The organism is Arthrobacter sp. 179 (genome assembly GCF_052379645.1).
Lineage (GTDB): Bacteria > Actinomycetota > Actinomycetes > Actinomycetales > Micrococcaceae > Arthrobacter_H.
Genome location: NZ_JBQSYU010000002.1, coordinates 148,697 through 171,069, shown reverse-complemented (window position 1 = coordinate 171,069; position 22,373 = coordinate 148,697). Strand labels below are relative to the sequence as shown.

Genomic DNA, 22,373 nt, shown 5'->3' with positions numbered 1-22,373 from the left:
TGAACCAGGGTCCTCTGAATGTCGCCGAATTCACGGCTTCCACCCCTCGGGGATCCTCCCCTCCTGCCGCGGTCCGGTTCAGTGGGCCGGAGGTGCAGGAAGCAGATCGAAGTCGATGTAGCCGGCGGCCTGCCAGCCCGGATCGGCCTCCGGGCGCAGCACCGGGCACCCGGCTTCCTCGGCGACCAGGGCCCCGGCGGACCAATCGTGTTCTCCGGTGCCGTATTCGGCATAGGCATCGAGGGTCCCATCGGCGACCAGGCACAGGTCCACGGCCGCCGAGCCGATGCGCCGCACGTTGGCGAACCCCGGCAGGAGGGTCGCCACCGCCTGCAGCTGGAAGTCGCGTCGGGTGGCGTCGTACCCGAATCCGGTGGCGAGCAGGGCCCCGGCGGCCCCGGGGACGGGGCCGGTCAACCGGCGCGCCCCGGCGTCGTTCCCGGTCTCGGTCCCTCCCAGCCAGGCTCCCGCCCCGCGCGAAGCCCACCAGGTGCTGGCCAATGCCGGGGCCTGCACGACGCCGGCGAGCCATACGGTGGCTTCCCGGCCGTCGGGGGCGGGACCGGCGACGGCCACCGAGGTGGCGTAGTAGACGATGCCGCGCACGAAGTTGGCCGTGCCGTCCAGCGGGTCGATGGACCAGCGGTAGGCGCTGGGCTCCGCGGGGGTGGTGCTGCCGTATTCCTCCCCGGTGATGGCATCATGCGGGCGTTCGGCGTTGATGACCGCACGCACCGCCTGTTCGGCCCGCCGGTCGTAGTCGGTGACCCAGTCCCCGGCCGCGGATTTGGTGTCGGCGGCGATGTGGACTCCGTGGCGTTCGGCCAGCACGGCGGCGCCGGCGGCCGCGGCGCGGCGGGCGATGGCCAACAGGTCGGCGGTGGCTGCGGGATTCTGGCTCATGCTGGGTCTCCATCGGTGGTGATCTGTGATTCCGCGGATTCCGGGGTCCCGGTCTCCTCGGCGGTGGGTTCGGGGCCGTTCTCGAGCAGGGCGCGGAAGCCCTCCTCGTCCAGCACCCTCAGGCCCAGGGAGACCGCCTTCTCCAGTTTGGTGCCCGCCGCTTCCCCGGCGACGACGTAGCTGGTCTTCTTCGAAACGGACCCCGAGGCCTTGCCGCCGCGGGTGATGATGGCCTCCTTGGCCTCATCGCGGCTGAAGCCCTCCAGCGATCCGGTGACCACGATGGTCAGCCCCTCGAGCGTGCGCTCGGTTTCACCGTGGGATTCATCGACCATGCGCACGTTTTCCGCGGCCCAGGCCTCGACGATCCCCAGATGCCAGTCGATGCCGAACCATTCGATGAGGGCATCGGCGATGATCGGACCGATGCCGTCGACGTCGGCCAGTTTCTCGGCGGCATCCTCGGCGGTGACGGCTTCGCGGATGGCGTCCATGGACCCGTAGTGGGTGGCCAGGGCGCGGGAGGCGGTGGGCCCGACATGGCGGATGGACAAGGCCACCAGCACGCGCCAGAGCGGCTGCGTCTTGGCCTTCTCCAGTTCCTCGAACAGCTTCTTCGTATTGGCGGTAGGAGCCGAGGGTTTCTTCTCGGTACCCTTGCTCCAGAAGTACGGGACGAGCTCGAACCGGCCGGTGCCCACCCCCTTCTCGCGCCTCTCCCGCCAGACCTTGACCTCGGCGAGCGCCTCGCGCAGCGTGTCGTCTCCATGGCCGGTGGCCAGGTCGAAGATCCGGGCTTCGTTGGTGATGGGCCCGGGTCCTGCGGGTTTGGGCAGGCCTCCGTGCTCGGCCGGGTCGGGGCCCGGGCCCACGGTCAGGGCCAGTGCGGCTTCCTCACCCAGGGCCTCGACGTCGAAGGCCCCGCGACCGCCCAGGTGGGCGACGCGTTCGGTCAGTTGGGCCGGGCAGGATTCGGCGTTGAGGCAGCGGATGTCGATATCGCCCTCCTTCGCCGGAGCCAACGGCTCCCCGCAGGAGGGGCAGTCGGTGGGCATGACGAATTCGTGCAGTTCGTCTTCGCGTCCCTCCCGCAACGGCAGGACCGGACCCACGATCTCGGGGATCACGTCCCCGGCCTTGCGCAGGATGATGGTGTCCCCGATGAGCACACCTTTGGCCTTGACGACGTCCTGGTTGTGCAGGGTGGCCATCTCCACGGTGGATCCGGCGACCTTCACCGGTTCCATGACCCCGTACGGGGTGACACGTCCGGTGCGCCCGACGTTGACGCGGATGTCCAGCAGCTTGGTGTGGACCTCCTCGGGCGGATATTTATACGCCACCGACCAGCGCGGTACCCGGGAGGTGTATCCCAGCGCCCGCTGGATGGCGAAGGAGTCGGCCTTGACCACGATCCCGTCGATGTCGTGGACCAGGGAGTGCCGGTCGGCCCCGTAGGTCTCGATATAGGCCAGGACCTCGTCGATCGAGTCCACGACCTTCGAGTACGGGGTCACCGGTAGGCCCCAGCCCTTGAGGAGTTCGTAGGTTTCGGACTGGGAGGCGGCATCCAGCCCCTCACGGACCCCGAATCCGTGAACGAACATGCCCAGCGGGCGTTTGGCGGTCTCGGCCGGATCCTTTTGGCGCAGCGAGCCGGCGGCGGCGTTGCGCGGGTTCGCCAGTTCTGGTTTGCCGGCTTCGAGCAGGGCCTCGTTGTATTCACGGAATTTTTGCGAGGGGAAGAAGATCTCCCCGCGGATTTCGACCTCCGTGGGCCAGTTGCTGCCGGAGAGTTCGGTGGGGATCTCACCGATGGTCAACACGTTGTGGGTGACATCCTCGCCGGTGGTTCCGTCCCCGCGGGTGGCGGCTCTCACCAGCTTGCCCTCACGGTAGAGCAGGTTGATCGCCAACCCGTCGATCTTGACCTCACAGAGCCAGCGCAGCTTCTGGTTCGGGGCCCGGGTTCCGGCGTTGACGGTGGCCCGTTCGAGCCAGGCGGTGAGTTCCTCGAGGGAGAACACATCCTCCAGCGAGTACATCTGGGCCAGGTGGACCACCGGGGAGAAGGCCGCGGAGACCTCTCCGCCGACTTCCTGGGTGGGTGAGTCGTTGGAGACGATCTCCGGGTGCAGTTGTTCAATTTCCTCGAGGCGGGTGAACAGGACATCGAACTCGGCATCGGAGACGATCGGGTCGTCCTCGAGGTAGTAGGCCATCCGGAACCGGCGGACATCGTCGATGAGCTGCTGGTACTCCTCCCGCAGTTGCCCCGCGGGGATGACCTCGTCACCGGCGGCGGTGCTCGCCCCCTCGGCGGAGGCGGTGGTGGAACGGTCCGTGGTGTTCTGCTGCTCGCTTTTCGTCACCCCTCTATCTTGCCCCACCGGCCCTTGGCGTGGCGACGAGGTCAGGCGGGGACGACTCCGGCGAGCTGCAGGGCAGGGAAGATGACGGCGGGCGAGCTCGTGAAGAGGTTGACGATGAAGTGGGCGATGGTGATGGGCAACAACCGTTTCTGTCGGAGCACGATCAGCGCCGATCCAATCCCCCATACCGTGAACGCCACGACGTAGACGATCATGGCGTCCGCCGTCGGGGCGAAGAAGGCGTGCTGGGCGCCGAAGGCGACCGAACAGACCAGCACGGTGGCAAGGACGGGCCACCGACGCAACAGGCGTGACTGGGAGTAGCCACGGAACACCGCCTCCTCGGCGGGGGCATTGAGCGGGGCGAAGGTCAGAACGGCAATGATCCCCAGGGCCAGCCCCCAGCCGGGTTGGGTGATGGCTGCGGCCTGCGGGTCGTAGAAGACCGTTCTGAATGCCGTGAACATCTCGGGGCCGTGCAGGGCCCACATGGTGCCCATGATGGCGGCGACGAAGGGCAGGTAGAGGACGAGGATCCAGAGCAGTCCCCAGCCGATTTCGCGCAGCATCGGACGCCGGGCCGGGACGAACAGGGAACGAAGGTCCTGGCCTTCGGAGCGCAGGAAACGGGCAACGAGCCACAGCGAGACGATGTTCACCGGGAGCAAGCTCAACGAAGCCAGCAGGGGCGACGGCGGAAACGAGGCCGGACCGTCGACACCGACCATGACCAGCCAGGCGATCGTCGTGGCCAGGGCGACCAGCCCCACCCGCACGATCAGCAGGACTCCCCCGCGCAGGGCGTGGGCTCTGGCCCCAACCGACGGTGCTGGTTGCGCACTCATGGCATCAGGGTACGTCCTAACCCGGGAATCAGGGCAGCAGGTGTTGGGTGATCTGCCCGTGCCCGCCGACCAATTCGACCTCCGCCAGCGCCCCGTTGACCAGCGGCATCTGAGGAGGCTGGTGCCCCGTATCGAAATCAAGGATCACAGGAATATCCAGATCCCCCAAGGCCCGCTCCACCGCTTCGGCCTGCGTGAGTTCCGGGGTATCGGGAGCAGTGGTGCGACCGATGAGTACTCCGTTGGCGTGGTCGAACCATCCAGCCAAACGCAGTGCCCAGAGTGTACGAAGCACGCTCACGGCGTCGGAATCGACGACTTCGAGGTAGACGATCAGTCCTTCGGGGGCATGCTCGCGGGCGAATCCCGACAGATCCCCATAGCTGGATCCCGAGAGCAAGGATACCGTCTCCAAACACCCTCCCAGGAGTCGGCCACGCAGTTCCACGTCCCCGGCATGCAGCGACCTCCAGGCGGTCGGTTCCTCATAGGCTTCGGCCCGACCCAACGGTTCCTCATCCCAGTCGGACCACGGGCGTGACCGACGATACGGGGCAGCTGTTTGGGTGAAGGACGCGCCTTCGGGCAGTGCTGCCACCTCGGTCCAGCGGTGGAAACCTGTCGGCAGTTCCCACGGCTCGTCCATGAGGCTGCCACCGTGAATGGTTGCGACACCGGTGGTGATCGTCAGTGGCAACAGAAGAGTGGAGATATCCGACCAGCCGACGAACCAGGTGGGGTCCTCCGCGAGGGTGTTCCAATCGGTTCCTTCGACGATTTCGATGGCCAGCTTCCCTCCCCAGGGCGGCAGGACGGCACGGGCCGGACCGGAGAAGGCGGCAGCGAGTTCGGCCCGCCGCGCGGATGGCGGGCCTGAAGCCAGTCCCTCCTGACGGACGGATTCCTCCACCTGTACTTCGAATCCGGCAGCGCGCAAGTCCGATACCGCATGGTCCAGCCGGGGGTGCAGGGAGACCGGGACGCCCATCGACGGGGCGGTCACCTCGATTCGGTCTCCGGCGGAAAGAGGGCGGGGGTATCGCATTCCGGTCATCTGGTTGACCCTAGCAAGGCACGGGCCAGTCTCTGCCCCGTCTTGAAAACGACGACTAGTCGTCGGCGGCAGGGGCTGCGTCCAACAACGGCAGATCCGCGGCGACCACCAGATGCGAGGTGACGGCATGTTCGACCAGGCGGGCCCGCCGGTTGGTTGCCAGTTTGCCGGCGCCCCCGCGCAGCCCGGCGACTCCTGATTTATCCAGCTTGTCGCAGACGTTGTCGAGTTTGCGGTTGAACTTGGTCAACGGCCACCCCAGCCGGGCCGCTGCCTTGGCCGAGGTCGGGATGGAACTCAACCCGGTGCCGTCGCGGCGCAGCATCGGTTCCGCCAGGGAAACCACCAGCGCCCGCTGGGCCTCGGTGAGCACGACGGGGCCGATCGTGGTCTGTCCGTCGCCGTCGTCCGCGTTCCATTCCTGGCGGAAGGCCGGCGTCGTGAGGTGGACCGAGAATTCGTAGGTCGTGGGTCCGGCGGTGAAGACGACATTGGTCTGGCTGAACACCAGGGGGATCCGGGCGCCCGGCGCCACCCAGGCCTGGAGTCCACCGGTGGCGTCGGCGATGGTCGCCGAAAGGCGGGAACCGACGTTGGAGAGCCACCAGATGTTGTCGTAGCAGGCCACGGTGAGGAAGCGCCGGTGCAGGTAGGGGTTGTCGTCGACCTCCAGATCGCCTTCGCGCCCAATGGTGAAGACCTGGTCATCAGCGACCGGGAACCATTCCCCGCAAAAATCGATGTTCACTTCGGCCATACGTCGTTTCCCCCTGGGTCGTCCATCAACTTTCGGCAATCATCCACCCACGAGACTAGCCGTCCGAACAATATCTGCTGGGGTCCGAGGACTTCCCCGTCGATCGCACCAGCACCACTTGGATGCACGTGGGCTCCCCCTGGGCTTCCTCGGTGGTCGCGGTGGGTTCCTCGGCCTTCCGGTTCTCTCCTTGCTCGGTGGCCGTCACCGGCGCCCAATAGAAGACATCGCCCTTCTTGGCCTCCGGGTTCTTCCACGTGAACGTGATCTTCGAACCGGCCTTCTTCGCCGCGAAGTCCCCGACCTGCGGAACCTTGCCCTCCTGCCCCAGCAACGGGTCTGCCGGTTCCTTGCTCAGGGACACCCCCGAGGAGACCTCCTGGTCCTCGCTGCCCCGGTTCAACGCATTCACCACGAAGATCCCCGCGATGACCATCGCCAGAACGGCTCCGAGTCCGGCCACCAAGCCGGTCGGGAACCGTTGTTCCACCCGTGCTCCGGCCACCGGGGTCGGCGGGACCGCGGGAACCCACCCGCCGGCGTCGGGCCCTTCCCCGGGAACGGAATCCTGCGGGTTCCGGGCCCGCCCGCCAGAGGAACCGGGCGCGGACCCCACCCCGGGGTGGGATCCCTGCCGTTGCCGCGATCCGGCCAGCGAACCGTCCGGCAGCCGACCGCGCATGATCGTTGCGTCCTCGGCGGCCGCCGGATCCACTGCCGGTGGATCCGTGATGGGCGAGGAGGGCCCCGGCGTCGGGGCCCCGGCATCGGGGTCGATGGAGACCACCTGCCGGACCCGGGTCGCTTCACCGCCGTCGTCCTCTCCGGGCTCTTCCCGGGGAACCGGCTCCTCCATCACTTCGAAGGCGGTCACCGACAGGCCGAGTTCGGCCTGCACCCGTTGCAAGGCCAGGGCCAGGTCATGGACGGATTCAAAACGGGCCCCGGGGCTCTTGGCCATGCTGGTGGCCAGCGTCTGTTCCAGGGTCGGGGGCACATCCGGACGGTTCAGCGAGGCCAACGGGGCGGTGGTGATCCGCGAGATGAGTTCACGCTGGGAGTTATCGGCCCCCGACCGCACGAAGGGTGAACGGCCGGCCAGCAGCGTGTAGATCGTCGCCCCGAGGGACCAGACGTCCATGCGCACGCCGTTGGGCGAGCCTCCGGCAAAGGCCTCCGGCGGTGACCAGGGAATCGATAATCCGGCTTCATCGTCCAGCGCATCGGTGGTTCCGGAAATACCGAAATCGGTCAGGGCCGGCCGGTTGTAGTCGGTGACCAGGATGTTCGCGGGTTTGATGTCACGGTGGACGATGCCGGCACGGTGCGCGGTCTCCACGGCCGAAGCGACCTGGATGGCCAGCGACAGGACCTCGTCGACGCCGAGCCGGGCTCGCCGGTAGCGGACGTCCAGGCTCGGTCGGGAGCAATACTCCATGGCCAGATACGAATGGCCTTCGGCGGTGATATCGGCTTCGAAGATCGTCACGATGTAGGGGTGTGACGACAGTTGGGCCATCAGGTTGGCTTCGGATTCGAAGCGTTTGCGGGCACTTTCGGTCTTCAGGTCCGACAGCAGGACCTTCACGGCCACCTTCCGGCGCGGCCGGTCCTGCTGGTAGAGGTACACATCCGAGAACCCACCGGATCCCAGAAGGTTCAGGTATTCGAAGCCCTCGATCGACGGTGGGGGCGCCGGCGGACGCTTCCCGCTCACAGCAGGCCCTCGAAGCGCAATGAGACCCCGTCCCCCAAATCGGCGATGTCCCCGTCGAGCAGCATCAGCTGTTCCCCCTGACCGAGTCGGCGCGGGGGCATGCCCTGGCGCACCAGCAAGGTGCCGTTGGTGGCCTTGAGGTCCACCAGCATGACGTGCCATCCCTCGAGCCGGACTTCCAGATGGGACCGGGAGATGTCCCCGCTGGGGCTTTTCACGTGCACGACCCGCGGCATGGATTCGCTCACCGAACGGGTGATGGTCGGCTGGCGACCGACGACGGCGGGACGGTCCAGCTCGACGACATCGCCGTCGGAGATGACCATCCGGCCCAGCGAGGGCCGGGCCACATCGGTGGGGTCATCCCCCAACGGGCCGTCGCAGACTCCGCAGGTTGAAGAGGTGGGCGGGTTCGCATGCCCTGCGGAGCAGAGCCGTCCCAGGACCAGCGGTCCGGTCGCCGGTTGTTCCGTGGCCGGGCCCCGGGGCGTCGCCGGGATCGCCTCGGTGGGCAGGTCCCCGCGCATCACCGTGTTGCCGTCGTGGTCGCCCCAGGAAGGTGCCGCGGTCGCCTCTTCATCGGCAGCGGGCGGCGCAGGGGTTTCCGTGCGGCCGGGTGCCGAGGTGATGGTCGGCAGGTCATCGGCGCCGGCCTCGGGTTCGTCGGATTCCTGGGTTTCGGTGGCTTCGGGGCGGGCTTGGGCCCGTGCCGCTGCCAGCCAGGGGACGGCGTCGATGAGTGCTTCGGGATCCGGTTGGTCCTCGTCTGAATGGGGACCGGCGATGGTGTCATCTGATACCCGCTCCTCGGATTCCGGTTCCGCGGTCACCGGTCCCTCCGGGGTTGCTTCGGCGACCGGTTCCTCGGAGGCCTCTTCGCGGGCGGCCGGGGACAGGACGGTGTTCGTTTCGTCGGCCTCCTCGGCCGAGACGACCTCCTCCGCAGCGTCGGCGCCCCGCTCCTGCGGGTCCGCCGGCTCCGACGCACCGATCGTATCCGCCTCCGCCTCGGGGTCCTGCTCGGCTTCGGGTTCCGCGGCTGGTTCAGTTTCCGCAGCGGCACTGGGTTCCACCGCTGCTGCGGTCTCCGGATCGGCCTGGTCATCGTCCGCGGGGGCGGCAGCGGCCTCGATCGCGGGCCCGGTTTCGGTTGGTTCCCCTGGCCTCTCGTCCTGTTCCGGGGCCGAGAGCGGCTCGATGTTTCCCGGGGCATCGGTGGGGAGTTCGACCTGCAGGCGACCGAAGGGGACGATTCCCTCCACGATCGGCACCCAATGCAGTTCGTCGCCGTCGTTCTGGCGCAGTACGTCATCGAGGGCCAGGCTGAGGCTCTCCTGGTTCGGGATGCGACGTTCCATCCAGGTGGTGACGCCGAGACCATTGACATGGGTGCTCAGTTCACGGCCTTCGGCAGCCATCGAGACCGGGCCGCGCAGGATCGTATGCACATCGTTTTCCAGGCTGATGATCCCGAACGGGGCCATCCCCGTCAGGGCCAACCCCCGGGCCGAGAGCACCGCCGACAGCAGGGATTCCACCCCGGGCGTGCCCTCGAGTGCCTGCCAGAGGTGGTCGAGGTGTTCCGGGTCGGTGTCTTCGGGCAGCAGTACCAGATGGCCACCCCGCACCAGCGCCCACCAGGGGCCGGGGATGTAGGTGATCCGCATGCTCATTGCCCCTCATCCTCCGGGCGCGGTTGGGTGTGGTCGCTTTCGATCGCGTCCCGCGGTGCGGTATCGGTGAACTCGTCGTCGTCGTGTTCGAGTTCCACATCGACGATGACCAAGGAGATGTTGTCCCGGCCGCCGGAGCGCAGCGCTGCCTGCAACAGGTCATCGACGGCGATCTGGGCCGGCGTCCGGGCCAGCAGCACATCGCGGATCGCCCCGTCACCGACTTCGTTCGTGAGCCCGTCCGAACAGATCAGGAGCCGGTCCCCGGGCCGGGCCGGGAGCATCCAGAAATCGGCTTCGCTGTCCTCCCCGGTACCCAACGCCCGGGTGATGACGTTGCGGCGGGGATGAGTCAGTGCCTCCTGGGCGGTGATCTCCCCCCGGTCAACCATTTCCTGGACCTCGGAGTGGTCCACGGTCACCTGGCGGAACTGGTCGCCGGAGAGCAGATAAGTCCGCGAGTCCCCGACGTTGAAGACCAACCAATACACCGCTTCCCCCTGGCGGACCAGGGCGGCCCCGGTCACCGTGGTGCCGGCACGCGATGCTGCCGCCTCACGGATCGCCAGATCGGCCGAGACCATGAACTGCTGCAGATCCTCCGGCGTCAGCCAGTCACCTGCAGCCTCCTGCCCTTGCGCGAAGGTGGCCACGCAGATGCTACTGGCCACCTCTCCCGCCTCGTGCCCGCCCATGCCGTCGGCCACCGCGAAAAGGTGCCGTTCGGCCAGCACGGAGTCCTCGTTGAGCGGACGACGCAGTCCACGATCACTGGCCAACCCGACCTCCAAGGCCACCTGGCCGTCGGAGGGTCGGGGAACCGCCCCGCTCATGCGGGGCTCACTACGAAATAACGGTCGCCGAAGTACACGGTTTCACCATACTCGGCATGCTGGGACTGGCCGGCAGCCAGGGGCTTCCGGATTCCGTCCGTCCCGGTGATGCCCGAGCCGTTGGTCGAGTTGCGGTCCGTCACCCAGAGCCCCGAACTATCGGCGGCCAGATGCAAATGCGTTTTGGAGACCGAACGGCCCATATCCGCGTAGTTGAACAGTTCGGCGACGTCCTCCCCGTCCTGGGCTGCGGGGTTGCGGCCGACCAGTGCCGTGGATTCCAGCACCATGATCTGGCCGTCGTCGAAGCGCAGGCGGGCCCCGTGGACCGCCTGGGCCACGGCCGCCGACCGCAGTTGGGTGTACTCGGCCTCGTCCTCATCCACACCGACGGGTTCCCCACCCGCGGCCGGGGCCACTGGTTCGGGGGCCGGCGGGGCGGCGGCGGGCGGTGCTGCCGGAACGGCTGCCGGTGGGGCAGCAGCGGGGGCCGGCATCGGGGCGCGGGGCCCGGGCGGACCGGCCGCGGCGGCGGAAGCCGCCCCCGATGGCTGCGGGTTCATTCCGGGGACCCCGGTGATCGGGCCACCGGCCGTCTCCTGGGCCAGGGCCGGCCACTCCGCCTGGCCGGAACCGTAGTCGGGATGTCCGGGCTGGCCGGGGGCGGTGACTCCTCCGGGGGCGAAGGCCGAGGGGCCGAAGAGGCCACCGGTCAGCAACGGGTTGCGCCCCTGGTTCACGTCGACCACCAGGGTGTGGGCGGCCTTGTCGTGCCAGCCCTGGCGCTGGTGGTTCGGATCCCAGAGGTTGGAGAGCAGCATGATGATCGGGCCCACCACGGGGACGATCCCGGAGATCCACACCAGGGCACGGCGAATGAAGACCTTGCCCCAGCCGGGGGCGAAACCGTCCTCGTCGGCGGTGCGCAGGCCCAGTGCCAGGTTGCCAGGGGTCTTGCCCGTGCCCGCTTCCCAGCCCCAGAGGACCACCGCGTAGGCCAGGACGAAGACGGTCAGGACCATCGAGACGGTGGCCGTCTCGGCGAGGAGCTCGCCGGTGCTGAGGTAGCCGGCCCCACTGAACGTGGAGGAGGTGGCGCTGAAGTAGATCATCATCGCCAGGAGCACCGGAACGATGTCCAGCAGACCGGCAACCAGTCGTTTCGCGGCCACGGCGTTGGCCAGGTTCAGGTTCTGGGCCACCGGCTACTCCTTTTCCTCGGGGGTTTCTACTGTACGGATATCTTGCTGCCCTGACCCGCGTTGGGCCCGGCGGGCGTTGATGCGGGCCGTGGCATCGAGGACCAGTGATCGCGGGGAGTACTTGCCTCTCATGCGCCCCCAGAATCCTACCGAGGAACTCATGCCGGCAAGTTGCTCATCGACCAGGTTCCAGTAATCGACGATCTGGGCCTCGGTGGGCACCGCGGATCCGAAGACCGCGGCATCGGCCCGGTGGGCCAATTCGGTGGTGGTCTCCGTCGTGCCGGGGAAGCCTCGGCCCAACGCCCTGGCGTTCTCCCGGCGGGTGCCCGAGGACTCGGGGCGGGCCCCCAGGTCCGTGGCCAGGGAAATGACCTCGTTCCAGCCACCGCTCAACCGGTTTCCCGGCCCACCGGTTCCGAACCGGCGTTTGCGCCGGCGCAGCTTCAGGAAGGCCACCACCAGCAACGGAAGCATCAGGATGAACAGGGGGATCACGATGCTCAACGTGACCGTGAGGATCGGACCCCAGAAGGCCCAGAACTCCTCGTTGGAATCGTCCGCGTCCTGCGGATCGGGAGCCGTCTCGGGGGGAAGCTTCGCCTTGTCCTGCGGCGGTGGGGGCGGCTGGAGCACCTGGGGTTGCGGAACCGATTGGGGTTCCTGCTGCGGCGGGGTCGGTTCCTTGTCCTTGTCCGGGGTGGGGGTGAACGCCACCCACCCGACATTCTCGAACTCGATCTCCACCCAGGCGTGGACGTCCTCGCCCTTGATCTGCACGGTGCCCGCCGGATCGTACTTCTCCGGGTAGAACCCCATCACCACCCGGGCCGGCATGCCCTGGTCCCGGGCCATCAGGGCCATGGCCGCCGCGTATTGTTCGTCGTCGCCGATCATCGAGTCGGCATCGAGCAAGGAGGCGATCCGCGCCGCCCCGTGGCCCGAGAGGCTGGGTACCTCGTTTTCCTTGCCGTTGGAGAAGTATCCCGTCTCATGCAGGATCCCCTCCATCGCCGCGGCACGTTCCACCCCGGTCTTTTCGTCCCCGGCCATCTCCGCGGCCTTGCCCGAAACGACCTGCGGGACATTGGCCAGCTTGGGCATCGTCACGTCGGAGAGTCCGTAGTCCTGCAGCTTCTTCCTATCGATCTGCACCGGGTACTCCACCGCCGCCGTATAGGAATCCCCGGTGCGCAGACCGGTGGTCGACAGCGCGGTTTCGGCGTCGTCGTTGTAGAACAGCGAACGGGCCAGTTCCTCGGAGCGTTCCCCGGCCACGTCCAGGCCCAGGAGCTTGCCGCCGGCAGGCAGCCAGACCCCGTGGTATCCCTCGATGGTGATGTCCAGTGACCCGCGGGACCGCAACGGGTCCTCGGCGGCGGAGGAATTGACCTGCCCGACGTCCCCGACGGGGGTGAAGTTCCCGCCCGAGCGCGGATCGACGTCGAACACCATGCCGTCGTAGCTGTCCAGCGCCGCCAACCTGACCCGTTGGCCCTCGGGCAGCCCGGTCACCGAAAGCAGCGGTTCGTCGGCATTGTCCTTGGCATAGTTGCGGAAGCTCATCAACGGGCTCGGGTAGTCATACAGGTCCACCGGGGGGACGACGGCGTCGCGCAGTACCTGTCGGGATGGCCCGCCGTCCAACGCCGGGGAGGCGATGGCCGTCAGCCCACCGGCGACCATCAGGACCACGGCCCCGGAGCCGATCCGACGCAGACCCGGCCGGATGGTGGAGCCGGAGCCGCCGTCGTGCCCTGCCGGCTGGTCCAGCCCCGCGGCACGATCCACCTGCCGGCGCCAGGCCAACCAGCAGACCAGCGCCATGACCAGGACCAGCCCGCGCAGCAACGGCAACGGCACGTCCCGGGTCCCGAAGATGATGCCCACGATGAACATCACGGCGACCGGGATCGTGGCCCAGAACGGTGAACGGAACCTCCAGGCCAGCAATCCGGCGAGCAGGGCGGTGACGTAGGCGCTGAGGAACGGGACCACCAGCATGCCCGCCCGCAGGCCCACCGGCGGGGCGACGGTGAGCACGTCCTTCCAGGACAGGACGACGCCGGCCAGCAGGGTGCGCAGTGATTCGAAATTGGGCAGGAACCCGGACGTGGCTTCGGTGGGGGTCGCCAAGGGCGTTCCGGCGATCAGGTATACCGCGATGCCGACGCCCGCCGCAGACAGGAACCCCCAGCGGTAGCGGACGATGACGTGCGCCAGGACCAACCCGAGCACCACGCCACCGATCCCGGCCAGCAGGTAGTGGACATCGCCGCCGAACGCGGCATGCAAGCCCAGCACGCCCAGCCCCAGGCAGACGAGCAGGACCACGGCGTCGATGGCGCGGTGGGCGGAGGGCAGGTGGGCGCGCCAGGAGGCGGGGGCGCTCATGAGGCCACCTGGTGCAGGATCAGTGGCAGCTCGCTGAGTTGACCGACGGTGATCACCGTCAGGTCCCCGATGGTTGCCCGGGCCGGTTCCTGTCCGGTGCCGCAGCGCACCGCGAAGGCCCGGACGCCCACGGGAACATGGGTGCTGGCCTGGCGCAGTTGCCCCGGGGTCGCCACGGTGCCGGTGACCAGGAAGAAGACCGAGGCGTTGGGGACCGCATCATTGGTGGTGCGTGAGAGGTCGATCAGATCGCTGCGCCGGGGCCTGGCCTCCACCCGGGTGCAGTCGTCGAGCAGGTTCCGTCCGGTCTCGGTCCGCAACGGTCCGGTCTGGGTCACCACCGAGAGGTTCCGCTGCTCGCGGACCGCCTGGAGCCCGATCGAGGCGGCCGCCGAGACCGCGAGTTCGAAGTCGTCCGGGGCCGCGTACTCCGCGGTGTTCGTGGACAGGGCGATGGCCAGATGGGAGCGCCGGGTCTCCTCGAATTGGCGGATCATCAGCTCGCCGGTGCGCGCGGTGGTCTTCCAGTGGATATGGCGCCGGTCATCCCCCGGGACATAGTCGCGCAGGGCATGGAAGGAGACGTCCGAGGAGGACAGCACCCGGGTCGGTTCCCCTTCCAGGTCCTTGATGAACCCGGAGCTGGTCCCGCCCAGGGCCGTGGTGGCCGGGTGGACGAACAGGTCCTGTTCCTCGGTCCACTTCACTTGACGGCGCAGTAGCCCGAACGGATCCTGCCGGATGGACCGCACCGGGCCGACGGCGATGACGGCCCGGCGGTGGGTGGGGATGGTGAACAGTTCCTCGTGGGCGGCCTCGGACGCCAGCCGCGGGATCCTGAAGAATGCGGTGGAGGTCCCGACCGGCAGTTCCATGGACACCGGAAGCAGGGTCTTGCCCGAGGCGTTCTGCACTTCCAGCCCGCCCACGGCCCGGTCCCCCACGGCCACCCGGGTCCGGTTCAGGTCCAGGCTGACCCGGAAGACCGAACGGCCCAGGATGAAGGCGATGGCCAGCAGCAGGAGCAGGGCCCCCATGAGGGCGGCGATCCTGGCTTCCTGCCAACCGAACATCCCTCCCAGCAACGCCAGGACCAGCACGACGGCGGCCAGCAGCCACCCCAGCGGGCTGACCACCTCGGTGGCCGGTTCGATCTTCGGCCGGACCCACCCGCTCAGCCGCTGCCAGAGCGGCTGGACCTCGAGTTTGATGAGCTGGCCGATCTGGGCCGACAGGGACGCCGGATGCAGGCGGGAACGCCTTGCTGCCGTGGGCCGGGCCCGGCGCGGGCTGCCGGGCCCACGCCGGCGCCGGAACCATCCGGCGGCGCCGGGGAACCGGGAGGACCGGGTCCGGGCGGACCGGCGGCCGGAGTCCTGAGTCGGGGTGCTCATGCTGGGGTATCTGCCTTCCGGACCGGGCTAGGCGCGGGAATCGGCGTCGGCGCGCTGCTGCGGTGCCGCGGTCACGGACAGGATGCGGGCCAGGACGGACTCCGGGGTGGCCCCGGCGAACTCTGCTTCGGGGTCCATCACGAACCGGTGCGTCCACACGTAGGGGGCGAGTTCCTTCACGTCGTCGGGCAGCACGTAGTTCCGTCCCTCCGAGGCGGCCCAGACCTTGGCGGCACGGACCATGGCCAGGGCGCCACGGACCGAGACACCCAACCGGGTCTCCTCGGCCTCACGGGTCTGCTCGGTGAGTTCGGCAATGTAGTTCAACACGGACTCGTCGACATGCGTGCTGGTTGCCAGATCGGCCATGTCGGCGATGGCGCTGGTGGTGATCAGCGGTTTCAGGGCCAGCGACCTGTCCCGGGTGGAGGAGCCGGAGAGCAGGTCCACCGTGGAGGCGCGGTCCGGGTAGCCGATGGAGGTCTTGATCAGGAAGCGGTCCAGTTGTGCTTCGGGCAACCGGTAGGTCCCGGCCTGCTCGATCGGGTTCTGGGTCGCGATCACCATGAAGGGCCGCTCCTGGGTGTAGGTGGTCCCGTCGATGCTCACGCGGGCCTCCTCCATGACCTCCAGCAGTGCCGACTGGGTCTTCGGCGAGGCACGGTTGATCTCGTCGGCCAGCACGATGTTGGCGAAGATCGGCCCCTGGTGGAACTCGAAGAGCTGGCTCTTCTGGTCGTAGATCGTGATGCCGGTGACATCCGAGGGCAGCAGGTCGGGGGTGAACTGGATCCGCGAATTGGAGCCCTGCACGGTGGCGGCCAACGACCTGGCCAGCATCGTCTTGCCGGTGCCCGGGGCGTCCTCGAGCAGCACATGGCCTTCGGAGAGCATGGCCGTGAGGATCAATTTGATCACCTCGGGTTTGCCCAGGATGGCCTGACCGATATTGGCCACCAGTTTCTCGAAGGTACCGGCAAACCATTCGGCCTGTTCGTTGGTCATTGTCATTTTCGTGGGTCCTCGCTTGCTGTTCCTGCTCGACGGTGGGGTGGCGGTCCTGCTATTTCTTCGGCCATGTGGTCACCTCGTCCGACCAGACGGTCAGATTGCCTTTGAAGAGTTCCACCGAGATCGGCATCTGGTGGTTGGCCCCGTGGAAACAGGTGAGTTCCTTGGTCTTCTTTCCGTCGACCGTCACCTTCGACTGGTAGTCGTTGAACCGGTTGCTGCCGCCGTCGTCGTGACAATTGGCCGTCCAGGTTCCCGCATATTTGCCGGTGAATTCCTTCAGTTCGACCTTCAACATGTAGCATTCCTGGTTGCACCGTGGATCCGAGACCGGCTTACCCGAGACCAGCTTGACCGATGGTTTGGTCGGCTCCGGCTTCTTCTCTGCCTTCGACGTTTCCTTGACCGTCCAGCTCTTCTTCTGTCCTTCGGTATCCGTGGCCGTGATGGTCAGGGTCCGGGTCTGTTTCTTATATTGATCCAGGCTCCCGATCCTATGGCGGCCCTGGCCGGCGTTCACCGCCCCCACCCCGCCATCGATCGATGCCTTGAGCGTTGCCTTGCGGCCGTTGGCGTAGGAATCGGCCTTCCCGTTCCATTTGAAGGAGATCGAATCCTTCGTGTTCGATTTCGACCGTCCGCCGCCGTCGCGCAGCGGGCCGTAGGAACTGGTGCTGTTCGAGCCGGGGCTCGCGTCCCCGGCCCCTGCCGCGTTGAGCGCCCTGACCCGCCACGAGTGGGAGGCCCCGTTCTTGTTGGTGGTCACGACCGAACCGGGGCCGCCGAGCTTCTTCCAGGAGCCTCCGTCGGTGGAGTACTGGTAGCCGGTGATGGATGAGCCGTTGGCTCCCGGCTTCTTGAAGGAGAGTTTGACCTTGTTGTTCGTTCCCGTGGCCTGGGCCGTGGGTTTGCCGATGGACTTGGGCCGGCCATAGGGCGTGACCGCCGTGGACTTGCCGCTGGCCGGCGAGGTGCCGACCTTGTTCTCGGCCGTGACGGAGAAGCTGTAGGACCCGGTGGTCTTCAGGCCGGTGACCGTCTGCTGGGTGGTCCCCGAGGAGATCCCCCCGATGGTCTTGACCGTTGATCCTCCCTCCTTCACCTTCAGCGTGTAGCCCTGGATGGGTGCCCCGTTGTTCCCGGGGGCCTTCCAACTCACGTCGACCACCCCGCCGTTGACCGCCGAATCGGCACGGACCGCGACGGGGGCGTTGGGTTGGAATGGCTTGCCTGCAGGGATCACCGAGGCCGAATAGCTGCTCCACTGCGAAGGCTTGTCCGCCTTGTTCACCGCCCTGACCCGGAACTGGTAGGAGACCCCGTTCTTCAGGCCCTTCCAGGTGTGGCTGGTCCCGGTGACCCCGGTGACCTGGCTGACCCCGGTGGCCGGTGCCGGGGAGATCTCCAGCGTGTAGCTGGTCACCGCCGAGCCGTGGCTGACCGGCTTGTCCCAGTTCACCGTCGCCTGCTCGTCCCCCGAGGTGCTGTTCGGTGCGGCCGGCTGCTCCGGTTCGACATCGGGCCGGGCATCGGCCGAGGACGCGGAGGCACTTGATTCGCCCACCGCGTTGGTGGCGGTCACGGAGAAGTTGTAGACGTGGTCGTTCTCCAGCCCGGTGATCGTGCAGGTGGTGGTGTCGCAGTTCTGCTCCACGCCGTCGCCGGTCACCGTATAGGACTCGATCGGAGAGCCGTTGTTGGACGGGGCATCCCAACTCAGCACGGCCTTGGAATCACCGGTGGATTCGACCAGCGGCAGGCCGGGGGCCTCGGGTTTGCCCTTGACGTTCAGGGTCACCGTGCCGTTGACCTGGCGGTCCGGGTCCTCGGTGATGTCCCCGATCGTATAGAGGACGCGCAACGTCCCCACGAAGTCCTCGGCCGGGGTGATGGCCAGCTGGTCGCCGCGGATCTCCGCCGTGCCCTCGCCCTCTTCGCCGGTGACGCTGATGATCTCCAGAGGGCCCTGGTCCGCGTACGGGTTGTGGTCGTTCTCCAGGACCGGGACCGTCTCGGTCCTGCCCTGGTGCGCGTCCTTGACGGTGTCGTCCACGGCATCGGGCAGTTCACGGGTGGAGGCGAGCACGTTCAAGGTGATGTTCGCCGAGACCGCGTCGTTGTGCCCGTCGGTCACCGATACCTTCACCGATCCCTGGGTGCCCTTGGGGGTCTTCACGTCGGCGGAAGCGGTGAGGAAGTGGCCGTCCACGAGTTGGGTCTCCACCCCCTCGAGGTCCTGTTCCCCGACGGAGAACTCCAGCTCGTCCTCGTCGGGGTCGCTGGCGATCTGGCTCAGATCCAACCGGGCAGGGTCCTCCCCCTGGGCCACGTCGAGCGAATTGGACTGGATCGTCGGAGGTTCGTTGTCCTCCGGACGCGGCAGCACCTTGATCGGGATGGAGATCATGCTGTCCAGGCCATCGCGGTCGTCGGGCCCGGACCCGTCGGTGACCTCCACGGTCACCGAGGCGGGGCCCGAATAGTCCTCGGCGGCCTTGAAGGTGAGTTCCGTGGCCGAGCGGACCAGTTCCCCGTCGTTCTCCGGAACCGAGGAGGCCTTGGATTCATCGGTCAACCGGGGCCGGTGGCCGTCGCGGACCTGGACCAGATCTTCGAGATCGAGTTTCAGGCTCTCCCCGGCCATCACTTCCTGGGGCTTGTCACTGCGCAGCACCGGCCGCGCGCCGCCGACGCCCGGGACGATGGCGAAGGCCGTGGAAGACAGGTCGTCCTGGTCGGTGATCGTGTAGGCGATGACCTGGGAGTCGTCGCCGAGCTTGACCTTGAGCTGGTTGTCCTTGGTGACGTGGGCCGTGGCCGGCTCATCCGGCAGGGTGACCTTCAGATCGTCGATGCGCCCATCGGGGTCCTCGTCGTTCTCGAGAATGGGCAGGGTGACGTCGTCCTTGCCGACGACCTCCTGCATCGAGGCATGATCGTCGCGGGCGATCGGGGCCAGCAGCTTGGCTTCGGGATCCGATTCGACGGTCAACGTGGCGCTGGCGGTCCCGCCCCGACCATCGGTGATCTTGTACCTGACGGACAAGGAGCCCTTCTGTTTCGGGGAGGTCACCACGATCCGCCCGTTGGAGACCTTCGCGTCGACGCCGTTGGAGGTCTGCAGATCGTCGATGAGGGTGATCTGGTCGCCGTCCGGATCGGTGTCGTTGTCCATGACGTCCACGGCCACGGGCCGGTCGGGACGCACCGTGATGGAATCGTTCACGGCCACCGGCGGATTATTGGTGTTGGACAGCGGGGCGACGCCGACCATGACGGTGCCCGTCGCCCGGGCCCCCAACCGGTCTTCAACGACGTAGGAGAACACGTCGGTACCGCTGGAGTTCTTGCTGGCCGTGTATTCGATCGCCGAGCCCTTGACCTTCGCCGAGCCCAGCTTCGGGGCACCCCCGAGCTGGACGAGCGTCACCGAGTCCCCATCGGGGTCGATTCCGCCCAACGGGACCGCGATGGCGGTGGTCCCGCCGGCAAAGACCCGTCCGACGATCTGTTCGGGTGAGGGCGGGGCGTTATCGGCCACGTCCACCGGCTTCACGTGGAAGTTCACCCGGGCGTTGGCTTCCTGCCCGTCGGGTCCGGCCACGGTATAGACGGCCGAGACGTTATGTGGTTTGCCGTCGAATTCACCGGCACGGAAACGGACGGTGTCATCGGCGACGCTGATCAGCGATCCCGCTCCCAGGTCGTCGGCTTCCTTCAGTTCGGGGAGCAGGGTCAGATCCGCGCCGTTGGGGTGCAGGTCGTTCTCCAGCACATCGACCGTGGCCACGTCACCGGCCCGGACGACGACGTCGTCGGTGTTCGGTCGGGGCGGATCGAGTTTGGGTGGTGCCGGAACGGGAATCACGTTGATCTCCCCGGTGGAGACCCCGCTGCCGTTGGAGACCGTGTACTGGACCTTCATCGGTTCGGTCAGTCCACGCACATCGGTGATCCGCACGAAGCTGTTGCGTTCCACCGAGACGGTGAACGGCGCGTCGTCGGGGGCTTCGGCCCCGGTGAGGACCAGGACCCCCCCGGCAGGGTCGGAGTCGTTGCCCAGCACGTTCACCAGCACGTCCTGGCCCGCCGGCAGCAGCGCCACATCGCGGACGGCGACCGGGTTGCCGGAGTTCTGCTCGGGATCCTTGATGTCGATGCGCACCAGTCCGGGGGCACTGGCCGGGCCGTTGGTGGCCACGTATTTGGCATAGAAGGTCCCGGTGCGTTCCCCGCGGATGGTGACCGTGCCGGTGTCGGGGTTGCTGTCCACGTCCACGCCGTTGACCGATTCGACGGTGGCCAGGCGCAGCTCCGCCCCGCCGGGATCGGCGTCGTTCTTCAACGGGGAGAACGTCACCTCCTCGCCGACGTTCGCCGTCACATGGTCGGTCGCGGTCACCGGCGGGGTCGCCGATTTGGGCAGGACCTCCACCACGACACGCCCCTGGGCGCCCTCGCGCCCATCGGAGACCTGCACGGTGATTTCCTTGCGGCCGGCCTTCTTGCCGTTGTCCTGGAAGGTCAAGGCGCCATCGGGGCGGACGCGGATGACGTCCTTGTCATCGCTGGAACCGCCCAGCAGCTGGAGGTCGTCGCCGTCGGGGTCGATCCAGTCGCTCAGGATGTTCTGGGTGACCGATTCGCCTTGTTGGACCCGGAGCGTGGTGACCCGTTCCTGGCTGGGTTTGTGGTTTTCGTCCTCGGGGACGACCCGTACGGTGGCCTTTTCCGTCGCCTCGCCGCCCCGGCCGTCATTGGCCCGGTAGGTGAAGGAGGTGCTGCCGGTGGCGTCCTCGGGGACGACCATCTGGAACCCGGTGCCGTCGTTGATCTGCTGCAGGGTGCCCATCGTGGGCTGCTTGCCTTCCAACGAAGCGGTCAGCAGGTCGCCGTCGGGGTCGACGTCGTTGAACAACACCGGAAGGGCCGTGGTGCGTCCTGCCCGGACGCCGAAGGAGTCGGGTTTGGTGATGGGCTTCTTGTTCTTCTCGGTCCGGTTGGGCAGTTCGATGGCGTCGGTGACCTCCTTGGAGTCCTCCTTCTTCGCCTCGCCCTTGCCCTTGGGCGGCTCCAGATCGCTCCAGTTGCTGACGATCTGCATGCCGTCGTTGACCAGCCACACCTGGCCGGAGGTGACGTCGTTGAGCACGACGACGTCGCGGTTGACCCGGAATTGCAGATCCGAGCCGGCCGGCAGATCGGGCACCTGCCGGTTCACGTCCTGGGAGTCGTCGTCGCAATCGCGCACGTATTGGGCGCTTGACTGCCAGGCGGCGTAGGTGCACTCCCCGACCCTGACCGGCTGGATGGCGGTCCCGCCGGCTTCCAATGGCAGGTAGTCGGCGTCCCCTCCTCCCAGCGGGACATCCGCCAATTTATTGCCCAGGGCGATCACCGCATGGTCGGTATCGGGTCCGGGGGCCTGGAGCTGGCCCCCCTCCGGGTCCACGACGGTGCTGGTCTTGCCCGTGGACATCGTGACCCGTCCGGTCTTCTCGTCGAAGAGCACCGCGGTGTCCCCGACGACGCTGAGCTGTGCCGCGGAGGCATCCCCGAGCGCCTCGACGTCCTGTTCGCTGTCCTGGGTGAAGCTGCCGTCCGATTCCGGGACCCAGCTGAAGAACTTCTGCGCCTCGACGTCGACGGCCCATACCGTGTCGTCGGCGCCGACGGCGGTGAGGACCTGGCCCTTGGCATCGAGCAACGGAGGGGTGTCCTGGGAGGCGAAGGACCCGAGGTGCTCGGTGGCGGTGGCATAGACGATGCCGTGGTCGGCGTCGGTGACCGAAACGACCCCGGAACCGTAGGAGAAGGAGGAGTTGGCAGGCAGGGCGTTGTCGTCGGCGAACTGGACCATCGCCGGGTCGATCGTGGTCAAGGCGCCCTGGTCGAGGTTGCGCACGAAGACATGCTCGGCATCCTGCTCGAGATCGTAATCGGGCAACGGGGTCAGCACCCCGCCGTCGAGCACCTTGGACTCGTAGTTGAGGTGTCCGACCTTGTTGAGTTCCTTGTTCACCACCCAGACGCCGCCGTCGTTCAGATCGACGTCAGCGGTCTTGAATCCCGGATAGATGACGGCCCCGGTGATCGCCAAGGCGGAGACCGCTGACACGGCTGCCACCTTGAAACCCGTGCTTTTGCCCGGATTCGCACCCCATCGGGACATACGTGTAGTTCCTCATCAACGTCAGATTTTGTTCGGCCCCCAGCGG

General features: G+C 67.4%; 13 protein-coding genes. All 13 read right to left on the bottom strand.

Annotated elements, in window-relative coordinates:
• Positions 1–78 precede the first annotated feature (78 nt).
• The 13 genes from ACT3UE_RS02370 to ACT3UE_RS02310 are packed head-to-tail and all read right to left on the bottom strand — an operon-like array spanning position 79 to position 22,273.
• A complete protein-coding gene (locus tag ACT3UE_RS02370; protein WP_444561640.1) occupies positions 79–903 on the bottom strand; it encodes an inositol monophosphatase family protein in 825 nt (274 codons plus the stop codon).
• Positions 900–3,275, bottom strand: coding sequence for an NAD-dependent DNA ligase LigA (gene ligA, locus ACT3UE_RS02365; RefSeq protein ID WP_444566220.1), 2,376 nt, complete (start codon positions 3,273–3,275; stop codon positions 900–902). The genes ACT3UE_RS02370 and ligA overlap by 4 nt, the downstream gene beginning before the upstream one ends.
• Positions 3,276–3,316: 41 nt before the next feature.
• Positions 3,317–4,120 carry a lysostaphin resistance A-like protein gene (locus tag ACT3UE_RS02360; protein ID WP_444566219.1) on the bottom strand — a complete coding sequence of 268 codons (804 nt, stop codon included), beginning with the start codon at positions 4,118–4,120 and terminating at the stop codon, positions 3,317–3,319.
• 28 nt (positions 4,121–4,148) lie between these two features.
• A complete protein-coding gene (locus ACT3UE_RS02355; RefSeq protein WP_444566218.1) occupies positions 4,149–5,174 on the bottom strand; it encodes a S66 family peptidase in 1,026 nt (341 codons plus the stop codon).
• 55 nt (positions 5,175–5,229) lie between these two features.
• Positions 5,230–5,931, bottom strand: a complete 702-nt coding sequence (locus tag ACT3UE_RS02350; protein ID WP_444561644.1) for a hypothetical protein — start codon at positions 5,929–5,931, stop codon at positions 5,230–5,232.
• A gap of 55 nt (positions 5,932–5,986) precedes the next feature.
• Positions 5,987–7,648: a protein kinase domain-containing protein gene (locus ACT3UE_RS02345; RefSeq protein WP_444561645.1), complete on the bottom strand. Its 1,662-nt coding sequence runs from the start codon at positions 7,646–7,648 to the stop codon at positions 5,987–5,989.
• Positions 7,645–9,321 carry an FHA domain-containing protein gene (locus ACT3UE_RS02340; RefSeq protein ID WP_444561646.1) on the bottom strand — a complete coding sequence of 559 codons (1,677 nt, stop codon included), beginning with the start codon at positions 9,319–9,321 and terminating at the stop codon, positions 7,645–7,647. The genes ACT3UE_RS02345 and ACT3UE_RS02340 overlap by 4 nt, the downstream gene beginning before the upstream one ends.
• Positions 9,318–10,154, bottom strand: coding sequence for a PP2C family protein-serine/threonine phosphatase (locus ACT3UE_RS02335; protein WP_444561647.1), 837 nt, complete (start codon positions 10,152–10,154; stop codon positions 9,318–9,320). Before ACT3UE_RS02335 ends, ACT3UE_RS02340 begins: the two co-directional genes overlap by 4 nt.
• On the bottom strand, positions 10,151–11,356 hold the full coding sequence (locus ACT3UE_RS02330; RefSeq protein WP_444566217.1) for an RDD family protein: 1,206 nt from the start codon (positions 11,354–11,356) through the stop codon (positions 10,151–10,153). The genes ACT3UE_RS02335 and ACT3UE_RS02330 overlap by 4 nt, the downstream gene beginning before the upstream one ends.
• A 3-nt stretch (positions 11,357–11,359) precedes the next feature.
• The gene (locus ACT3UE_RS02325) at positions 11,360–13,750 is read right to left on the bottom strand and encodes a transglutaminase family protein (RefSeq protein WP_444561649.1); all 2,391 of its coding nucleotides are present in this window, start codon (positions 13,748–13,750) and stop codon (positions 11,360–11,362) included.
• Entirely contained in the window at positions 13,747–15,144 is a 1,398-nt protein-coding gene (locus ACT3UE_RS02320; RefSeq protein WP_444561650.1) for a DUF58 domain-containing protein, read from the bottom strand. Before ACT3UE_RS02320 ends, ACT3UE_RS02325 begins: the two co-directional genes overlap by 4 nt.
• A 27-nt stretch (positions 15,145–15,171) precedes the next feature.
• Entirely contained in the window at positions 15,172–16,155 is a 984-nt protein-coding gene (locus ACT3UE_RS02315) for an AAA family ATPase (protein ID WP_444561651.1), read from the bottom strand.
• 52 nt (positions 16,156–16,207) lie between these two features.
• Positions 16,208–22,273 (bottom strand): Ig-like domain-containing protein, encoded by a 6,066-nt coding sequence (locus tag ACT3UE_RS02310; protein ID WP_444561652.1) that lies wholly within the window; start codon positions 22,271–22,273, stop codon positions 16,208–16,210.
• Positions 22,274–22,373: the final 100 nt, after the last annotated feature.